Source organism: Pseudomonas sp. NFIX49 (assembly GCF_900115915.1).
In the GTDB taxonomy this organism is placed as follows: Bacteria; Pseudomonadota; Gammaproteobacteria; order Pseudomonadales; family Pseudomonadaceae; genus Aquipseudomonas; species Aquipseudomonas pharyngis.
The window spans coordinates 557,199-574,928 of record NZ_FOYE01000003.1 but is presented as its reverse complement, the minus strand read 5'-3'; the positions used below and the strand labels follow the sequence as shown (position 1 = coordinate 574,928).

Annotated in this window: 13 protein-coding genes; 8 read left to right on the top strand and 5 right to left on the bottom strand. The window is 61.2% G+C overall.

The window, feature by feature from the left end:
- Positions 1 to 149 precede the first annotated feature (149 nt).
- A complete protein-coding gene (gene thrH / locus BMZ46_RS10725; RefSeq protein WP_074687613.1) occupies positions 150 to 767 on the top strand; it encodes a bifunctional phosphoserine phosphatase/homoserine phosphotransferase ThrH in 618 nt (205 codons plus the stop codon).
- A 127-nt stretch (positions 768 to 894) separates the two neighbouring features.
- Here the strand turns inward: thrH and pabB are convergent, their stop codons facing one another.
- The 4 genes from pabB to BMZ46_RS10705 form a co-directional block, all read right to left on the bottom strand.
- The gene (pabB, locus tag BMZ46_RS10720; protein WP_074687614.1) at positions 895 to 2,238 is read right to left on the bottom strand and encodes an aminodeoxychorismate synthase component I; all 1,344 of its coding nucleotides are present in this window, start codon (positions 2,236 to 2,238) and stop codon (positions 895 to 897) included.
- Between the two features lie 232 nt (positions 2,239 to 2,470).
- Positions 2,471 to 3,457: an alpha-L-glutamate ligase-like protein gene (locus tag BMZ46_RS10715; protein WP_039769976.1), complete on the bottom strand. Its 987-nt coding sequence runs from the start codon at positions 3,455 to 3,457 to the stop codon at positions 2,471 to 2,473.
- Positions 3,457 to 4,992: an osmotic stress tolerance membrane protein RloB gene (locus BMZ46_RS10710; RefSeq protein WP_039769978.1), complete on the bottom strand. Its 1,536-nt coding sequence runs from the start codon at positions 4,990 to 4,992 to the stop codon at positions 3,457 to 3,459. The genes BMZ46_RS10715 and BMZ46_RS10710 overlap by 1 nt, the downstream gene beginning before the upstream one ends.
- Before the next feature lie 5 nt (positions 4,993 to 4,997).
- Positions 4,998 to 5,534, bottom strand: a complete 537-nt coding sequence (locus BMZ46_RS10705) for a retropepsin-like aspartic peptidase RloA (protein WP_011333239.1) — start codon at positions 5,532 to 5,534, stop codon at positions 4,998 to 5,000.
- A 297-nt stretch (positions 5,535 to 5,831) separates the two neighbouring features.
- Between BMZ46_RS10705 and BMZ46_RS10700 the strand changes: the two genes are divergently transcribed.
- From BMZ46_RS10700 to prpD, 6 genes are all read left to right on the top strand, one after another.
- Positions 5,832 to 6,557: a GntR family transcriptional regulator gene (locus BMZ46_RS10700; protein ID WP_074687615.1), complete on the top strand. Its 726-nt coding sequence runs from the start codon at positions 5,832 to 5,834 to the stop codon at positions 6,555 to 6,557.
- A complete protein-coding gene (gene prpB / locus BMZ46_RS10695; protein WP_007951973.1) occupies positions 6,554 to 7,444 on the top strand; it encodes a methylisocitrate lyase in 891 nt (296 codons plus the stop codon). Before BMZ46_RS10700 ends, prpB begins: the two co-directional genes overlap by 4 nt.
- A 43-nt stretch (positions 7,445 to 7,487) precedes the next feature.
- Positions 7,488 to 8,615 carry a bifunctional 2-methylcitrate synthase/citrate synthase gene (prpC, locus tag BMZ46_RS10690; RefSeq protein WP_074687616.1) on the top strand — a complete coding sequence of 376 codons (1,128 nt, stop codon included), beginning with the start codon at positions 7,488 to 7,490 and terminating at the stop codon, positions 8,613 to 8,615.
- Between the two features lie 61 nt (positions 8,616 to 8,676).
- On the top strand, positions 8,677 to 11,271 hold the full coding sequence (gene acnD, locus BMZ46_RS10685; RefSeq protein WP_074687617.1) for a Fe/S-dependent 2-methylisocitrate dehydratase AcnD: 2,595 nt from the start codon (positions 8,677 to 8,679) through the stop codon (positions 11,269 to 11,271).
- 54 nt (positions 11,272 to 11,325) lie between these two features.
- Positions 11,326 to 12,516, top strand: coding sequence for a 2-methylaconitate cis-trans isomerase PrpF (gene prpF / locus BMZ46_RS10680; protein WP_074687618.1), 1,191 nt, complete (start codon positions 11,326 to 11,328; stop codon positions 12,514 to 12,516).
- A 187-nt stretch (positions 12,517 to 12,703) separates the two neighbouring features.
- Positions 12,704 to 14,188 carry a 2-methylcitrate dehydratase gene (gene prpD / locus BMZ46_RS10675; RefSeq protein WP_074687619.1) on the top strand — a complete coding sequence of 495 codons (1,485 nt, stop codon included), beginning with the start codon at positions 12,704 to 12,706 and terminating at the stop codon, positions 14,186 to 14,188.
- A gap of 134 nt (positions 14,189 to 14,322) precedes the next feature.
- Here prpD and BMZ46_RS10670 read toward each other — a convergent pair whose 3' ends face one another.
- A complete protein-coding gene (locus tag BMZ46_RS10670) occupies positions 14,323 to 15,141 on the bottom strand; it encodes a posphoenolpyruvate synthetase regulatory kinase/phosphorylase PpsR (RefSeq protein ID WP_007951980.1) in 819 nt (272 codons plus the stop codon).
- A gap of 174 nt (positions 15,142 to 15,315) precedes the next feature.
- Between BMZ46_RS10670 and ppsA the strand changes: the two genes are divergently transcribed.
- Positions 15,316 to 17,691, top strand: coding sequence for a phosphoenolpyruvate synthase (gene ppsA / locus BMZ46_RS10665; protein ID WP_039769989.1), 2,376 nt, complete (start codon positions 15,316 to 15,318; stop codon positions 17,689 to 17,691).
- The last annotated feature ends 39 nt before the right edge of the window (positions 17,692 to 17,730 follow it).

The following is a 17,730-nucleotide window of genomic DNA, read 5'->3' as shown; positions in this document are numbered from 1 at the left end:
ACAGGTCGGTGGCGCTGGGCGCTCTATATGGCGGCGATGTTAACAAAAAGCAACGCCCGCCGGGGCGGCCTCTGCGTTGCACGCTCCAGGTCGAGCCGCTAGAGTTCGGGCTCGCTCGACTCAATAAACATTACAAACGGGAGTGTCTTGTGGAAATTGCCTGTCTTGATCTTGAAGGGGTGCTGGTGCCGGAAATCTGGATCGCCTTCGCCGAAAAAACCGGAATCGAATCGCTCAAGGCCACCACCCGGGACATTCCCGACTACGACGTGCTGATGAAACAGCGCCTGCGCATCCTCGACGAGCATGGCTTGAAGCTTTCGGACATCCAGGAAGTGATCGCGACCCTCAAGCCGCTGGAGGGCGCGGTGGAGTTCGTCAACTGGCTGCGCGAGCGGTTTCAGGTGGTGATTCTGTCGGACACGTTCTACGAGTTTTCCCAGCCGCTGATGCGTCAGCTGGGCTTTCCGACCTTGCTTTGCCATCGACTGATTACCGATGACACCGGGCGGGTGACCAGTTACCAGTTGCGTCAGAAAGATCCGAAACGTCAGTCGGTCCTGGCCTTCAAGAGCCTGTATTACCGGGTGATTGCGGCGGGGGACTCCTACAACGACACCAGCATGCTGGGCGAAGCGGATGCGGGGATTCTGTTCCATGCGCCGGATAACGTGATCCGCGAGTTTCCGCAGTTTCCGGCGGTGCATACGTTCGAAGAGTTGAAGCAGGAATTCCTCAAGGCTTCGAACCGCGACTTATCCCTATAGTCACCTGATGATCGTTCCCACGCTCTGCGTGGGAATGCCTCAATGGACGCTCTGCGTCCGCTCTTGGGACGCAGAGCGTCCCGGGCTGCATTCCCACGCAGAGCGTGGGAACGATCAAGCACTCTAGTCAGAGGTTTTGCAGCGTTTCGAGCAGGACTCTGACCTTGGTAATTGACTCCTGATACTCCGCCTGCCAGTCCGAGTCAGCGACGATCCCGCCACCGCCCCAGCAGCACACCTGTCCATCCTTCACCAGCAGACTGCGAATGGCGATGGAACTGTCCATCTCGCCACGCACATCCAGATACAGCAACGAACCGCAATACAACCCACGTCGGGTCGGTTCGAGTTCGTCGATGATCTGCATCGCGCGAATCTTCGGCGCGCCGGTGATCGAGCCGCCGGGGAAGCTGCCAGCAATCAGATCCAGAGCGTCGCGATCTTCCGCCAGCTCGCCGGTCACGCTGCTGACCAGGTGATGCACGTTCGGATAACTTTCCAGGCTGAACAACTCCGGCACCCGCACCGAGCCGATGCGGCAAGTGCGGCCCAGGTCGTTGCGCAGCAGGTCGACGATCATCAGGTTTTCCGCGCGGTCCTTGGGGCTGGCCAGCAGTTCGGCGGCGTTCGCCGCGTCTTCGGCCGGGGTCGCGCCACGGGGGCGGGTGCCCTTGATCGGGCGGGTTTCCACCTGACGCTGGCTGACTTTGACGAAACGCTCGGGTGACAGGCTCAGTACCGCGTTGCCGTCGGGCAGGCTTTGGAAACCGGAAAACGGCGTCGGGCATGCTTCGCGCAATTTGCAGTAGGCCAGCCATGGATCACCCTGGCACGGCGCGCGGAAGCGCTGGGCGAAGTTGACCTGATAGCAGTCACCGGCCTGGATGTAATGCTGGATGCGTTCGAAGGCCTGACGGTAATCGTCGGCTGAAAGATCTGCCGCCATCGGGCTGTTCAGCTTGAACGGGGTCAGTTCCGTGCCCACCGGTTGGCTGAATACATCGATCAGCCGCTGTTTCTCGCTGGCGCTGACCGAGGGGTGGAACACCAGTTGGCTGGTTGCCGATTGGTGATCGCTGATCAAGGCCCAGTCGTACAGGCCAAATCGCGCATCGGGCAATTGCAGATCATCCCGGGCCTGACTTGGCAGGTTTTCCAGATGCCGACCGAAGTCGTAGCTCAGGTAACCGATCAGGCCACCGGCGAAGGGCAATTCGTACCCGTCGGGCAATTGCGCATCGCCCAAACGGGTCAGATTGTCCCGCAGACGTTGCAGGAAATCTTCCCCGCGCTCGTCCGGCAATACCGCCAGTTGTTCCAGCGGCCAGGCACTGAGCAGGTCATAACGGCCACGGTCGGCACTCGGCCGGCCACTGTCGAGCAGCACGGCGCCGGGCGCATGGCGGACGGCCGCGAAATAGTCGGCGGGGTTGGCGCGATAGGGCAGCGGGTGTACGGAACAGGTCAACATGGGCGGGGCAGATCGGCCATCGAGGCGGGGTGGGGATTGTAGTCCCCTCCGGGAATTGCTCCTAGAGGGGATGTCGGGGATTGGCAGATTGGCGGCAGGTATCACGCTTGATCGTTTGATCGTTCCCACGCTCTGCGTGGGAATGCATCCCGTGACGCTCCGCGTCACAGTGGACGCGGAGCGTCCATGTCGGCGTTACCACGCGGAGCGTGGGAACGATCGTCGTGGGCTGTCAGCCCTCGACCGCCGGAATATGCCCAAACAACTCCTGAGCAAACGCCACTCGCTCTTCAACCGACTCCGTCACCCCGCGCGCCTTGAGCTCTTCCAGATGCGCTTCCACCGCATGGGTGCGCAACGTCAGCCCGCAATCGTTGGCGATCTGGATATTCAGCCCCGGCCGCGCATTCAGCTCCAGAATCAGCGGGCCTTTCTCCTGGTCCAGCACCATGTCCACGCCGATGTACCCCAGGCCACACAGCTCATAACAACCGGCGGCGAGCTTCATGAAACCGTCCCAGTAGGGCAGTTGCACGCCGTCCACCGCGTTGGTGGTGTCCGGGTGTTTGGTGATGATGTTGTTCAGCCAGGTGCCGCGCAAAGTCAGGCCCGTGGCCAGGTCGACGCCGACGCCGATGGCGCCCTGATGCAGGTTGGCCTTGCCGCCGGACTGGCGGGTCGGCAAACGCAGCATCGCCATCACCGGGTAACCCATCAGCACGATGATGCGGATGTCCGGCACGCCTTCGTAGCTGATGCTCTTGAAGATCTGGTCCGGGGTCACCCGATACTCGATCAGCGCCCGGTCGCGGTGGCCACCCAGCGAATACAGGCCGGTGAGGATGCTGGAAATGTGATGCTCCAGCTCTTCGTGGGCAAGGATCTTGCCCGATACCGTGCGATAGCGGCCCTCGAAACGGTCGGCGATGACGATGATGCCGTCACCGCCGGCGCCCTGGGCCGGCTTGATCACGAAGTCGTTGCGCCCGCCGATGATCTCGCCGAGCTTGTCGATTTCCTTCTCCGTGGAAATCACGCCATACAGTTCCGGCACGTGAATGCCGGCCTCGATCGCGCGTTCCTTGGTGATGATCTTGTCATCGACGATCGGGTACAGGCTGCGCTTGTTGTACTTGAGCACGTAGTCCGCGTTACGCCGATTGATACCCATGATGCCCCGGGCTTCCAGGGCCTTCCAGGTCTTCCAGAAACCGAACATCAGGCGTCAGCCTTCTTCAGGAAAGCCTTGAAACGCACCAGTTCAGTCAGGCGATAACCGCGATAGCGACCCATGGCCAGCATGAAGCCCACCAGAATCAGCAGGATCGCCGGGAAGGTGAACACGAAGTACACCAGCTCCGGAACGGTCATGATCAGGTGCGCCAGGGACGCCGCGAACAGCGTGCCGATCGCCACTTTCATGGCATGGCTGGCGCCGCGTTCTTCCCAGGTGATCGACAGGCGTTCGATGGTCATGGTCAGAATCACCATCGGGAACAGCGCCACCGACAGACCGCGCTCCAGACCGAGTTTGTGACTGAACAGACTGATCGCCGCAATCAGCACCACCACGAAGGTCAGCACCACCGACAGGCGCGGCAGCATTTGCAGCTTCAGGTGTTCCAGATACGAGCGCAGCGATAACCCGAGCGCGGTGATCACGGTAAACAGCAGGATGCCGAAGCCCAGCTGCGTCTCGCGGAAGGCCAGGGCGATCAGCACCGGCGTGAACGTGCCGAGGGTCTGCAGGCCGATCAGGTTGCGCAGGATCAGGATCACCAGCACGCCGATCGGGATCATCACCATGATCATGAAGGTCTGCTGGGTTTGCAGCGGCAGGCCGTACAGCGAGTATTCGAGGAAGTTGGCGTCGGTGTTTTCGTCGGTCAGCTTGGCCAGACGAATCGCGTTCATTTCGCTGTTGTTCAGGCTGAAGGTCACATTGGCTTTCTTGCCGCCGTCGACGGTGATCAGGTTTTCATCACCGCTCCACCACAGCAGGCGGTCAGTCGGCAGGCCTTGCTCGCCGGTTTCCGGGTTGAAGTACAGCCAGTCGGTGCCGTTGAAGCTGCGCAGCCACAGTTCCGGGGTTTGCGGTTGATCGGCGACGAGGCGGATGGTGTGGACTTTCTCCACCGGTACGTGGGCGATGGACAGCAGTAGTTCGACGATCTTGGCTTTGTGCGGCGTCGACGGATCGCCGGCCAGCAGCAGTTTCACGTTGTCGTCGTTGACGTTGTTGACGCGTTTGATCGCCTCGCCAATGAAGGTCTCGACGTCGGCCGAATGCTGGCGGATCGGCGCGAGCAGGGCTTCGGCGGCGATCTTTTCCGGGCCTTCGATGGCCATGCTGTCGCGGAAGGTCGGGCCTTTGACCTTGGTTTTTTCGGCGGTGTAACGCTTGGTCAGCACCAGACGGTAATAAAGAGTCTGATTGCCCTTGGCCCGACGTGCCGACCAGGTGACCTTGCGGTTGCCGTCGACGCGGTTGACCGCCACGCCGTAGTTGTTGGAGATGAAGCTTTCATTGAGGCTGACGTAATCGCGGCTCAGGGGCGGCACGAACATCTGGATCTTCACCGGATCCTTGGTGCTGGCGACGAACTCGACCTTGGCGTCGATGTTCCACAGGTCGTCGGTGGCGTCTTCGGTCACCGGGATGCCGAGCACGAAAATCTGATAGGCCGTAACCGAAACGCCCAGCAACACCAGGATGGTGATCAGGACTTTCAGGTGGAAGGTTAGAGAACGCATGGAAATTACTCGGCGGTATGAGCGGCGATGGCGCAGGCGGGTTTGCCGGCAGCGTATTTAAGACTGGGATCGACCAGCGCATCGAAGCGTTTCAGCGCCTCGGAGCCGATCAAAAGCGGGTATTGGAACGCACTACGGTCGGTCAGGTTCACTTCGATGCTGCGCATTGCCGAACCCATGCAGATGTCCAGCTCGATTACCGGGCGGGCGGTGTACTTCTTGCCTTCTTCCGGGTCGTAGTCGCCGGCGCGGCGCTTGATCTTGCTGACCCGGGCCAGCGGCCGTTCGATCGGGTGCGAATGCGCGGCGTCGATGGCCAGGTAGAAACGTACCCAGGACTCGCCGTTGCGTTTGAAGCGTTTGATGTCGCGGGCGCTCAGGGAGGCGGTTTTCGCCCCGGTGTCGAGTTTCGCCGCCACTTCCAGGTTGATCCCGTCGAGGGCAGCGTATTCGTTGAGGCCGTACACGGTCTTTTCCCCCGCCGCAGCGAGGCCGGGCAGGCAAAACAGTGCAAAGAATGTGGGGAAGGGCTTGAGTCTCATAAATCCTGGCGAGCAGCGTTCCGTTCTCGGTTCAGGGCCATGGCATCAGGAAATCCTGTCTGCCCATGCGCCTTCGTGTGCCTATCAGCTTTTTATGACAAGCCGTGCAAATGACTCGCAAATGCGGGCGGCATTCTAGCACGGTGGTTTTATGGCGCCAGCGCCGGGACCGGTCTATAACCCTTGGGGCTGAGATGAAGGCTTATTAGACGATTGTCGACAATCTAGATTTATCCTTTGACTGATGCGGGCTGATTCGCTAGTTTTTGCCGCATTGGATTTGAAGGTGTCGACAATATGCTGGATCAACTCGATCCCCCGGTGGTCAGCGGCGACGATTCCGAGACGCTCTCGGAAAACGTCTTCCGGCGCATCCAGGCGGCCATCGTCAAAGGCGAGATCGCCCCGGGCAGCAAGATCTCCGAGCCGGAACTGGCGCGCACCTACGGCATCAGCCGCGGGCCGCTGCGCGAGGCGATCCATCGGCTGGAAGGCCAGCGCCTGCTGGTGCGCGTACCGCACGTCGGTGCGCGGGTGGTGTCGCTGAGCCACGCCGAATTGCTCGAACTCTACGAAATCCGCGAATCCCTCGAAGGCATGGCCTGCCGTCTGGCGGCCGAACGCATGAGCGTCGAAGAAATCGACGAACTGCGCCGGGTGCTGGAAACCCATGAGCGCGATGCGGCGTTTCAGGCCGGCGTCGGCTACTACCAGCAGGAAGGCGATTTCGACTTTCACTACCGGATCATCCAGGGCAGCGGCAACCGCACCCTTACGCAAATGCTCTGCGGCGAGCTCTATCAACTGGTGCGCATGTACCGCATCCAGTTTTCCACCACGCCCAACCGCCCGCGCCAGGCCTTTGCCGAACACCACCGGATTCTCGATGCCATCGCCGACCGTGACGGCGAACTCGCGGAATTGTTGATGCGCCGTCACATCGGCGCCTCGAAACGCAACATCGCCCGTCACTACCAGGACGGCGCCGACAACAAGACAGCCACTGAACGAGGTGAGTCATGAGTTCCAACAAGAGCACTCCAGGCCAGCGTTTCCGCGATGCGGTCGCCAGCGAACATCCGCTGCAAGTGGTCGGGGCGATCAATGCCAACCACGCGCTGCTGGCCAAGCGCGCCGGTTTCAAGGCGATCTACCTGTCGGGTGGCGGGGTGGCTGCCGGCTCCCTCGGCGTGCCGGACCTGGGCATCACCGGCCTGGATGACGTGCTGACCGACGTGCGCCGCATCACCGACGTCTGCGACCTGCCGCTGCTGGTGGACGTGGACACCGGTTTCGGCGCCTCGGCGTTCAACGTGGCGCGCACCGTCAAGTCGATGATCAAGTTCGGCGCGGCGGCGATTCACATCGAAGACCAGGTCGGCGCCAAGCGCTGCGGTCATCGTCCGAACAAAGAGATCGTGACCCAGCAGGAAATGGTCGACCGCATCAAGGCTGCCGTCGATGCCCGCACCGATGACAGCTTCGTGATCATGGCCCGCACCGACGCGCTGGCTGTTGAAGGCCTGGAATCGGCACTGGATCGCGCCGCCGCGTGCATCGAGGCCGGCGCCGACATGATTTTCCCGGAAGCCATCACGGAACTGGAGATGTACAAGCTGTTCGCCAGCCGCGTGAAAGCGCCGATTCTGGCCAACATCACCGAATTCGGCTCGACGCCGCTGTACACCACCGAGCAACTGGCCGGCGCCGATGTATCGCTGGTGCTGTACCCGCTGTCGGCGTTCCGCGCGATGAACAAGGCCGCGGAAAACGTCTACACCGCGATCCGCCGCGACGGCACTCAGCAGAATGTCATCGACACCATGCAGACTCGCATGGAGCTTTACGATCGCATCGATTACCACACCTTCGAGCAGAAGCTCGACGCGTTGTTTGCGGCGAAGAAGTAAGCCGCAACCGTACTCCCTAATAAATTCAAGATTGGAGACAACAATGGCCGAAGCAAAAGTACTCAGTGGCGCCGGGCTCCGGGGCCAGGTTGCCGGGCAAACCGCACTGTCCACCGTGGGCCAGGCCGGTGCCGGGCTGACCTATCGCGGCTACGACGTGCGCGAACTGGCAGCAGATGCACAATTTGAAGAAGTGGCGTACCTGCTGCTCTACGGGGAGCTGCCGACCAAGGCACAGCTCGCCGACTATCAAGGCAAGCTGAGCAAGCTGCGCGACCTGCCGCAAGCGCTCAAGGAAGTGCTGGAACGCATCCCCGCCGACGCCCACCCGATGGACGTGATGCGCACCGGATGCTCGTTCCTGGGCAACATCGAGCCGGAGAAAGACTTCTCCGAGCAACGCGACAAGACCGACCGCCTGCTGGCCGCGTTCCCGGCGATCATGTGCTACTGGTATCGCTTCAGCCACGACGGCAAACGCATCAATTGCGTGACGGACGAACAGTCCATCGGCGGCCACTTCCTGCACCTGCTGCACGACAAGAAGCCGAGCGAACTGCACGTCAAAGTGATGAACGTGTCGCTGATCCTCTACGCCGAGCACGAATTCAACGCCTCGACCTTCACCGCTCGGGTGTGTGCTTCGACCCTGTCCGATCTGTATTCCTGCGTCACGGCGGCCATCGGCTCGTTGCGCGGCCCACTGCACGGCGGCGCCAACGAAGCGGCGATGGAAATGATCGAGCGCTTCTCGTCGCCGGAAGAGGCGATCAAGGGCACCCTCGGCATGCTCGAGCGCAAGGACAAGATCATGGGCTTCGGCCACGCGATCTATAAGGACAGCGATCCGCGCAACGAGGTAATCAAGGGCTGGTCGAAAAAACTCGCCGACGAAGTGGGCGACAAGGTGCTGTTCGCGGTTTCCGAAGCCATCGACAAGACCATGTGGGAGCAAAAGAAACTGTTCCCCAACGCCGACTTCTACCATGCCTCGGCGTACCACTTCATGGGCATCCCGACCAAGCTGTTCACCCCGATCTTCGTCTGCTCGCGCCTGACCGGCTGGGCGGCGCACGTGTTCGAACAGCGCGCCAACAACCGCATCATCCGTCCAAGCGCCGAGTACACCGGCGTCGAACAGCGCAAGTTCGTGCCAATCGAACAGCGCTGACCGGGGAGGGCGCCGGCACAGGCGCCCCCTCTTTGAAACTACCGTGACCGAGTCCCGACCGATGAACACAGAATTTCGCAAGAACCTGCCCGGCACGCCGCTGGACTTTTTCGACGTCCGCGCGGCTGTCGATGGGATCCAGCCCGGCAGCTACGACACCCTGCCGTACACCTCTCGCGTGCTGGCGGAAAACCTCGTGCGTCGCTGCGACCCGGCCACGCTCACCGATTCCCTGAAACAACTGATCGAGCGCAAACGCGACCTCGACTTCCCGTGGTTCCCGGCCCGCGTGGTGTGCCACGACATTCTTGGCCAGACCGCACTGGTGGACTTGGCCGGCCTGCGCGACGCGATTGCCCAGCAGGGCGGCGATCCGGCGCAGGTCAACCCGGTGGTGCCGACGCAACTGATCGTCGACCACTCGCTGGCGGTGGAAGCGGGCGGTTTTGACAAGCAGGCCTTCGAGAAGAACCGCGCCATCGAAGACCGGCGCAACGAAGACCGCTTCCACTTCATCAACTGGACCAAGAAGGCCTTCAAGAACGTCGACGTGATCCCGCCGGGCAACGGCATCATGCACCAGATCAACCTGGAGAAAATGTCGCCGGTGATTCAGGTGCGCGACGGCGTGGCATTCCCGGATACCTGCGTCGGCACCGACAGCCACACCCCGCACGTCGATGCGCTGGGCGTGATCGCCATCGGTGTCGGTGGTCTGGAAGCCGAAAGCGTGATGCTCGGCCGCGCGTCGTGGATGCGCCTGCCGGAAAGCGTCGGCGTCGAACTGACCGGCAAGCTGCAACCGGGCATCACCGCCACCGACATGGTGCTGGCCCTGACCGAATACCTGCGCAAACAGAAAGTGGTCGGCGCATGGCTGGAGTTCTTCGGCGAAGGTGCTTCGGCACTGACCCTCGGCGACCGCGCAACCATCTCCAACATGGCCCCGGAATACGGCGCCACGGCGGCGATGTTCTATATCGACCAGCAAACCATCGACTACCTGAAACTGACCGGTCGCGAAGACCAGCAAGTGCAACTCGTCGAGCAATATGCCAAGCAGATCGGCCTGTGGGCCGACAGCCTGAAAGGCGCGCAATACGAGCGCGGCCTGACCTTCGATCTGTCTTCGGTGGTGCGCAACATGGCCGGCCCGAGCAACCCGCACGCTCGCGTGGCGGTGTCGGATCTGGCCGCCAAAGGCATCGCCGGCCAGTGGCAGGACGTGCCGGGGCAAATGCCCGACGGCGCGGTGATCATCGCCGCCATCACCAGTTGCACCAACACCAGCAACCCGCGCAACGTGATCGCCGCCGGCCTGCTGGCGCGCAATGCCAACAAGCTCGGGCTGACCCGCAAGCCGTGGGTCAAGTCGTCGCTGGCACCGGGCTCGAAAACCGTGGCGCTGTACCTCGATGAAGCGGGGCTGACCACGGAGCTGGAGCAGCTCGGTTTCGGCGTCGTCGCCTTCGCCTGCACCACCTGCAACGGCATGTCCGGCGCGCTGGATCCGGTGATCCAGCAGGAAATCATCGACCGCGATCTGTACGCGACCGCTGTGCTGTCCGGCAACCGCAACTTCGACGGGCGGATTCACCCGTACGCCAAGCAGGCGTTCCTCGCTTCGCCGCCGCTGGTGGTGGCCTACGCGATTGCCGGCACCATCCGCTTTGATATCGAGAAAGATGTGCTGGGCGTGGTCGACGGCAAGGAAATCCGCCTTAAAGACATCTGGCCGAGCGACGAAGAAATCGACGCGGTGGTGAAATCCTCGGTCAAGCCCGAGCAGTTCCGTCAGGTCTACATCCCGATGTTCGCCATCCATGAAGACACCGGCCCGAAAGTAACGCCGCTGTACGACTGGCGCGAAATGAGCACCTACATCCGCCGTCCGCCGTACTGGGAGGGCGCGTTGGCCGGGGCGCGGCCGCTCAAGGGCATGCGTCCGTTGGCGGTATTGCCGGACAACATCACCACCGATCACCTGTCTCCTTCGAACGCGATCATGCTCGACAGCGCCGCCGGCGAATACCTGGCGAAAATGGGCCTGCCGGAAGAGGACTTCAACTCTTACGCGACCCACCGTGGCGACCACCTGACCGCACAGCGCGCGACATTTGCCAACCCGAAACTGTTCAACGAAATGGTCGTGGAGAACGGCAAGGTCAAACAGGGTTCGCTGGCCCGTGTCGAGCCGGAAGGCCAAGTGATGCGCATGTGGGAAGCCATCGAAACCTACATGGAACGCAAGCAGCCGCTGATCATCATCGCCGGCGCCGACTACGGCCAGGGTTCGTCCCGCGACTGGGCGGCCAAAGGCGTGCGTCTGGCGGGTGTGGAAGCGATTGCCGCCGAAGGTTTCGAGCGCATTCACCGCACCAACCTGGTGGGCATGGGCGTGTTGCCGCTGGAATTCAAACCGGGCACCGACCGCAAGACCCTGGGTATCGATGGCAGCGAAACCTACGACGTGATCGGCGAGCGCACGCCGCGTGCCGACCTGACGCTGGTGATCCATCGCAAGAACGGCGAGCGTGTCGACGTGCCGGTGACCTGCCGTCTCGACACCGCTGAAGAAGTGTCGATCTATGAGGCTGGCGGGGTGTTGCAGCGCTTCGCTCAGGACTTCCTCGAAGAGTCGGCGGTTGCCGTTTAAACCACGTAGTGCGAACGCGGGTCGGTTGATCCGCGTTTGCTGATAAGGAGCACCATGGCTCACGCACCGCAAATAAGAATCCCCGCCACCTACATGCGTGGTGGCACCAGCAAAGGCGTGTTTTTCAGCCTCAAGGACCTGCCCGAAGCCGCGCAGATTCCCGGTCCGGCCCGCGATGCGCTGTTGCTGCGGGTCATCGGCAGCCCCGATCCGTACGACAAGCAGATCGACGGCATGGGCGGCGCCACGTCCAGCACCAGCAAAACCGTGATCCTGTCGAAAAGCATCAAGGCCGATCACGACGTCGATTACCTGTTCGGTCAGGTGTCCATCGACAAGCCCTTCGTGGATTGGAGCGGCAACTGCGGCAACCTGTCGGCGGCGGTCGGTTCGTTCGCCATCAGCAACGGTCTTGTGGACGCCAGCCGCATTCCGCACAACGGCGTGGCGGTGGTTCGCGTGTGGCAGGCCAACATCGGCAAAACCATCATTGCCCACGTGCCGATCACCAACGGCGAAGTTCAGGAAACCGGTGATTTTGAACTCGACGGCGTGACCTTTCCGGCCGCCGAAGTCCAGGTCGAATTCATGGACCCGGCGGCGGAAGAAGAGGGCGGCGGTGGTTCGATGTTCCCCACCGGCAACCTGATCGATGAACTGGAAGTGCCGGGCGTCGGCACGTTCAAGGCGACCATGATCAACGCGGGTATCCCGACGATCTTCGTCAACGCCGAAGACATCGGTTACACCGGCACCGAACTGCAGAGCGCGATCAACAGCGATCCGAAAGCGTTGCAGATGTTCGAGACCATTCGTGCTTATGGCGCGCTGCGCATGGGGCTGATTTCGAATCTGGATGAGGCGGCCAAGCGACAACACACGCCGAAGGTTGCGTTTGTCGCCAAGCCTGCGGATTACGTGGCGTCCAGTGGCAAGGCGATTGGCGCCGGGGATGTGGATTTGCTGGTACGGGCGTTATCGATGGGCAAGCTGCACCACGCGATGATGGGGACGGCGGCGGTGGCGATTGGCACCGCAGCAGCCATCTCGGGCACTTTGGTGAATCTGGCGGCTGGTGGTGTGGAGCGGAATGCGGTGCGGTTCGGGCATCCGTCCGGGACGTTGCGTGTTGGCGCAGAAGCCAGCCTGGAAAATGGTGAGTGGGTGGTGAAGAAGGCGATCATGAGCCGAAGTGCGCGCGTCCTGATGGAAGGTTACGTCCGCGTTCCTGGCGACTCTTTCTGATCCCGACACCGAGCACATGTGGGAGCGAGCCTGCTCGCGATGACGGACTGACATTCAGGATTGATGTCGGCTGATAAACCGCAATCGCGAGCAGGCTCGCTCCCACAGTTGTCTGCATTTCAATAAGAAGAAAATTAGTCCTGAACCGAGGTCCCATCAACGAACCACTTTCAAGAGTGAATCGAACATGAGCGCCAACGTCGACCTGAACAACCGCCCCGACTACGACCGTGTCCTGCAGGACATTGCCGATTACGTCCTCAGCTACAAAATCACATCCGCCGAAGCCCTCGACACCGCCCGCAATTGCCTGATGGACACCCTGGGCTGCGGCCTGCTGGCCCTGCGCTTTCCCGAATGCACCAAACACCTTGGCCCGATGGTCGAAGGCACCGTCGTCCCATTCGGCGCGCGGGTCCCAGGCACCTCCTATCGCCTCGACCCGGTGAAAGCCGCGTGGGACATCGGCTGCATCGTGCGCTGGCTCGATTACAACGACACCTGGCTCGCCGCGGAATGGGGCCATCCGTCGGATAACCTCGGCGGGATTCTCGCGGTGGCCGATCACCTGTCGCAAAAGCGTCTGGCCAACGGTGAAGCGCCGCTGACCATGCATGATGTACTCGAAGCCATGATCATGGCCCACGAGATTCAAGGCGTGATCGCTCTGGAAAACTCCTTCAATCGTGTAGGCCTCGACCACGTCATTCTGGTGAAAGTGGCCTCGACCGCCGTGACCGCCAAACTGATGGGCGCCAACCGCGAGCAGCTGTTATCGGCGTTGTCCCATGCGTTTGCCGACGGTCAGGCATTGCGCACTTACCGCCATGCGCCGAACGCCGGTTCGCGAAAATCCTGGGCGGCGGGGGATGCGTCGAGCCGGGGCGTGCGGCTGGCGGATATCGCGATGCGCGGCGAAATGGGCATTCCCGGCGTCTTGAGTGCCAAACAGTGGGGCTTTTACGACGTTCTGTTCAGCCACACCAACAATGATCTGGCACTCAAGCCTGAAGACAAGCGCGCCTTCAGTTTTTCGCGACCGTTCGGCAGCTACGTGATGGAGAACGTGCTGTTCAAAATCAGCTTCCCCGCCGAATTCCACGCGCAAACCGCCTGCGAAGCCGCCGTGACCCTGCACCCGCAGGTGCGCAACCGTCTGCATGAGATCGACCGGATCGTCATCACCACCCACGAATCGGCGATTCGCATCATTTCCAAGGTCGGGCCGCTGGCCAATGCTGCCGACCGCGATCACTGCCTCCAGTACATGACCGCCGTGCCGCTGGCGTTCGGCAATCTGGTGGCTGAGCAGTACGAGGATGATTTCCACAAGGCTCATCCGATCATCGATGTGCTGCGCGAGAAAATGGTCATCGTCGAAGATCCGCGTTTCACCCGCGAATACCTGGAGGCCGACAAGCGCTCGATCGCCAATGCGGTGCAGGTGTTTTTCAAGGACGGTTCGAGCACGGAAAACGTGGTGGTGGAGTACCCGATCGGCCATCGCCGGCGTCGCGCCGAGGGTATTCCGTTGCTGGAGGACAAATTCCGGGCAAATCTGGCGACCCGCTTCACCGGGCAGCGCAGCGGGGAGATTCTGGTGTTGTGCAAGGATCAGGTGCGGCTTGAAGCCACGCCAGTGAACAGGTTTGTCGATTTGTTTGTGATCTGAGAGACCGCGTTATCGTTCTTCGCGGGCAAGCCACGCTCCCACAGGGTTTTGTGTCGGATGCAATTTTTGCAAACACCACGACACCTGTGGGAGCCGGGCTTGCCCGCGAAGGCGTCAGATCAGACACCGCAGAGCTATTTGAAGCGCCGCTCGACGCCTTTTTCCACAAGAATCTTCGCGGAAATCTCTTCCACCGAAAAATGCGTGGAGTTGATGTTCGGGATGTTCTCGCGGCGAAACAGGTTTTCCACTTCGCGCACTTCGAACTCGCACTGGGCGTAGCTCGAGTAACGGCTGTTGGGCTTGCGTTCGTTGCGGATCGCGGTGAGGCGGTCCGGGTCGATGGTCAGGCCGAACAGCTTGTGCTGGTGGGCGCGCAGGGCGGCCGGCAATTGCAGGCGTTCCATGTCGTCTTCGGTCAGCGGGTAGTTGGCCGCGCGGATGCCGAACTGCATCGCCATGTACAGGCACGTCGGCGTCTTACCACAACGCGACACACCCACTAGTATCAGATCGGCCTTGTCGTAATAGTGGGTGCGGGCGCCGTCATCGTTGTCGAGGGCGAAGTTCACCGCCTCGATCCGCTCCATGTAATTGGAGTTGTGACCGATGGAGTGGGATTTGCCGACGGTGTAGGAAGAATGCTCGGTCAGTTCCTGCTCGAGCGGGGCGAGGAACGTCGAGAAAATGTCGATCATGAAACCATTGGAGGTTGCGAGAATCTCACGAATGTCCTGATTGACGATGGTGTCGAAGATAATCGGCCGGAAACCGTCGGTTTCAGCGGCTTTGTTGATTTGTTGTACCATGGCCCGCGCTTTTTCAACGCTGTCGATGTACGGTCGCGTGAATTTGCTGAAGGTAATGTTTTCGAACTGCGCCAGAAGGCTTTGACCCAGGGTTTCGGCGGTGATACCGGTGCCATCGGAGATAAAGAAAGCAGATCGTTTCATTTGCACCTTGGGCCTTAAGCTAATGAGCATTTCTGGATATGATAGGCGCGATTTGTCGGCCACCATTGGCCCGCATTCTCACTTATTTTCCAGGTCCAGGCCATACAGCCGGCCAACGCTCCCCCGAGCCGCCGGTTTCTGAGCTTTTCCAACACAGTTAGTGGAGAGATCACCTTGGTAGAGTACGTAGTTTCCCTCGATAAGCTCGGCAAACACGATGTTGAGCATGTGGGGGGCAAGAACGCATCCCTGGGCGAGATGATCAGTAACCTGGCCGGTGCCGGTGTTTCGGTCCCCGGCGGCTTCGCCACCACGGCGCAAGCCTATCGCGACTTCCTGGAACTGAGCGGTCTGAACGATCAGATCCACAAGGCCCTTGATGCGCTGGACGTCGATGACGTCAATGCCCTGGCCAAGACCGGCGCCCAGATCCGCCAATGGATCATGGAAGCCGAATTCCCTGAAAAACTGAACACCGAGATCCGCACCGCGTTCGCCGCGTTGTCGGCCGGTAATCCTGACGTGGCCGTGGCCGTGCGTTCCTCCGCCACCGCCGAAGACCTGCCGGACGCTTCGTTCGCCGGTCAGCAGGAAACCTTCCTGAACATCCGTGGCGTGGAAAACGTCATCCGCGCGGCCAAGGAGGTGTTCGCTTCCCTGTTCAACGACCGTGCCATTTCCTACCGCGTGCACCAGGGCTTCGACCACAAACTGGTCGCCCTGTCGGCGGGCGTGCAGCGCATGGTGCGTTCGGAAACCGGCACCGCCGGCGTGATGTTCACCCTCGATACCGAATCCGGCTTCCGTGACGTGGTGTTCATCACCGGCGCTTACGGCCTGGGCGAAACCGTCGTACAAGGCGCGGTGAACCCGGACGAATTCTATGTCCACAAGGGCACCCTGGAAGCCGGTCGCCCGGCAATCCTGCGCCGCAACCTGGGCAGCAAGGCCATCAAGATGATCTACGGTGACGAGGCCAAGGCCGGTCGTTCCGTGAAAACCGTTGATGTCGACAAGGCCGAGCGCGCGCGTTTCTGCCTGACCGACGCTGAAGTCAGCGAGCTGGCCAAGCAGGCGATGATCATCGAGAAGCACTATGGCTGCCCGATGGACATCGAGTGGGCCAAGGACGGTGACGACGGCAAGCTGTACATCGTGCAGGCCCGTCCGGAAACCGTGAAGAGCCGCACCCAGGCCAACGTCATGGAACGTTACCTGCTGAAAGAAACCGGCACCGTGCTGGTGGAAGGCCGTGCCATCGGCCAGCGCATCGGCGCCGGCAAGGTGCGGATCATCAAGGACGTCTCCGAGATGGACAAAGTCCAGCCGGGCGACGTGCTGGTTTCCGACATGACCGACCCGGACTGGGAACCGGTCATGAAGCGCGCCAGCGCCATCGTCACCAACCGTGGCGGCCGTACCTGCCACGCGGCGATCATCGCCCGTGAGCTGGGTATTCCTGCTGTTGTCGGTTGCGGTAACGCCACCCAACTGCTGAAGGATGGCCAGGGCGTGACCGTGTCCTGTGCCGAAGGCGACACCGGTTACATCTTCGAAGGCGAACTGGGTTTCGACATCAAGAAGAACTCCGTCGACGCCATGCCGGAGCTGCCGTTCAAGATCATGATGAACGTCGGCAACCCGGATCGCGCCTTCGACTTCGCGCAGCTGCCGAACGCCGGTGTGGGCCTGGCCCGTCTGGAATTCATCATCAACCGCATGATCGGCGTTCACCCGAAAGCGCTGTTGAACTACGACGGCCTGCCGCAGGACATCAAGGAAAGCGTCGACAAGCGCATCGCCGGTTACGACGATCCGGTCGGCTTCTATGTCGAGAAACTGGTTGAAGGCATCAGCACCCTGGCCGCTGCGTTCGCACCGAAGAAAGTCATCGTGCGTCTGTCGGACTTCAAGTCCAACGAGTACGCCAACCTGATCGGCGGCAAACTCTACGAGCCGGAAGAAGAAAACCCGATGCTGGGTTTCCGTGGCGCTTCGCGTTACATCAGCGAATCGTTCCGTGACTGCTTCGAACTCGAGTGCCGTGCGCTGAAACGCGTGCGCAACGAGATGGGCCTGACCAACGTCGAAATCATGGTGCCGTTCGTCCGTACCCTCGGCGAAGCCAGCCAGGTGGTGGATCTGCTCGCCGAAAACGGCCTCAAGCGCGGTGAAAACGGTCTGCGCGTGATCATGATGTGCGAACTGCCATCCAACGCGATCCTGGCTGAAGAGTTCCTCGAATTCTTCGACGGTTTCTCGATCGGCTCCAACGACCTGACTCAGCTGACACTGGGTCTGGACCGTGACTCCGGGATCATCGCGCACCTGTTCGACGAGCGTAATCCGGCGGTCAAGAAGCTGTTGGCCAACGCTATTGCCGCGTGCAACAAGGCCGGCAAATACATCGGCATCTGCGGTCAGGGCCCTTCGGATCACCCGGACCTGGCCAAGTGGCTGATGGAGCAGGGCATCGAAAGCGTGTCGCTGAACCCGGACACCGTGCTGGAAACCTGGTTCTTCCTTGCCGAAGGCCAGGCGGCGGAATAAGCCGTGAATGAAGCCCCGGCCCGTTGAACCGGGTCGGGG

Coding starts and splice junctions, on each gene's coding strand:
- pabB (WP_074687614.1), bottom strand. CDS start 2,238: ATGTTGACCTGTTCCGTACACCCGCTGCCCTATCGCGCCAACCCCGCC.
- BMZ46_RS10715 (WP_039769976.1), bottom strand. CDS start 3,457: ATGTTCGGTTTCTGGAAGACCTGGAAGGCCCTGGAAGCCCGGGGCATC.
- BMZ46_RS10710 (WP_039769978.1), bottom strand. CDS start 4,992: ATGCGTTCTCTAACCTTCCACCTGAAAGTCCTGATCACCATCCTGGTG.
- BMZ46_RS10705 (WP_011333239.1), bottom strand. CDS start 5,534: ATGAGACTCAAGCCCTTCCCCACATTCTTTGCACTGTTTTGCCTGCCC.
- BMZ46_RS10700 (WP_074687615.1), top strand. CDS start 5,832: ATGCTGGATCAACTCGATCCCCCGGTGGTCAGCGGCGACGATTCCGAG.
- prpB (WP_007951973.1), top strand. CDS start 6,554: ATGAGTTCCAACAAGAGCACTCCAGGCCAGCGTTTCCGCGATGCGGTC.
- prpC (WP_074687616.1), top strand. CDS start 7,488: ATGGCCGAAGCAAAAGTACTCAGTGGCGCCGGGCTCCGGGGCCAGGTT.
- acnD (WP_074687617.1), top strand. CDS start 8,677: ATGAACACAGAATTTCGCAAGAACCTGCCCGGCACGCCGCTGGACTTT.
- prpF (WP_074687618.1), top strand. CDS start 11,326: ATGGCTCACGCACCGCAAATAAGAATCCCCGCCACCTACATGCGTGGT.
- prpD (WP_074687619.1), top strand. CDS start 12,704: ATGAGCGCCAACGTCGACCTGAACAACCGCCCCGACTACGACCGTGTC.
- BMZ46_RS10670 (WP_007951980.1), bottom strand. CDS start 15,141: ATGAAACGATCTGCTTTCTTTATCTCCGATGGCACCGGTATCACCGCC.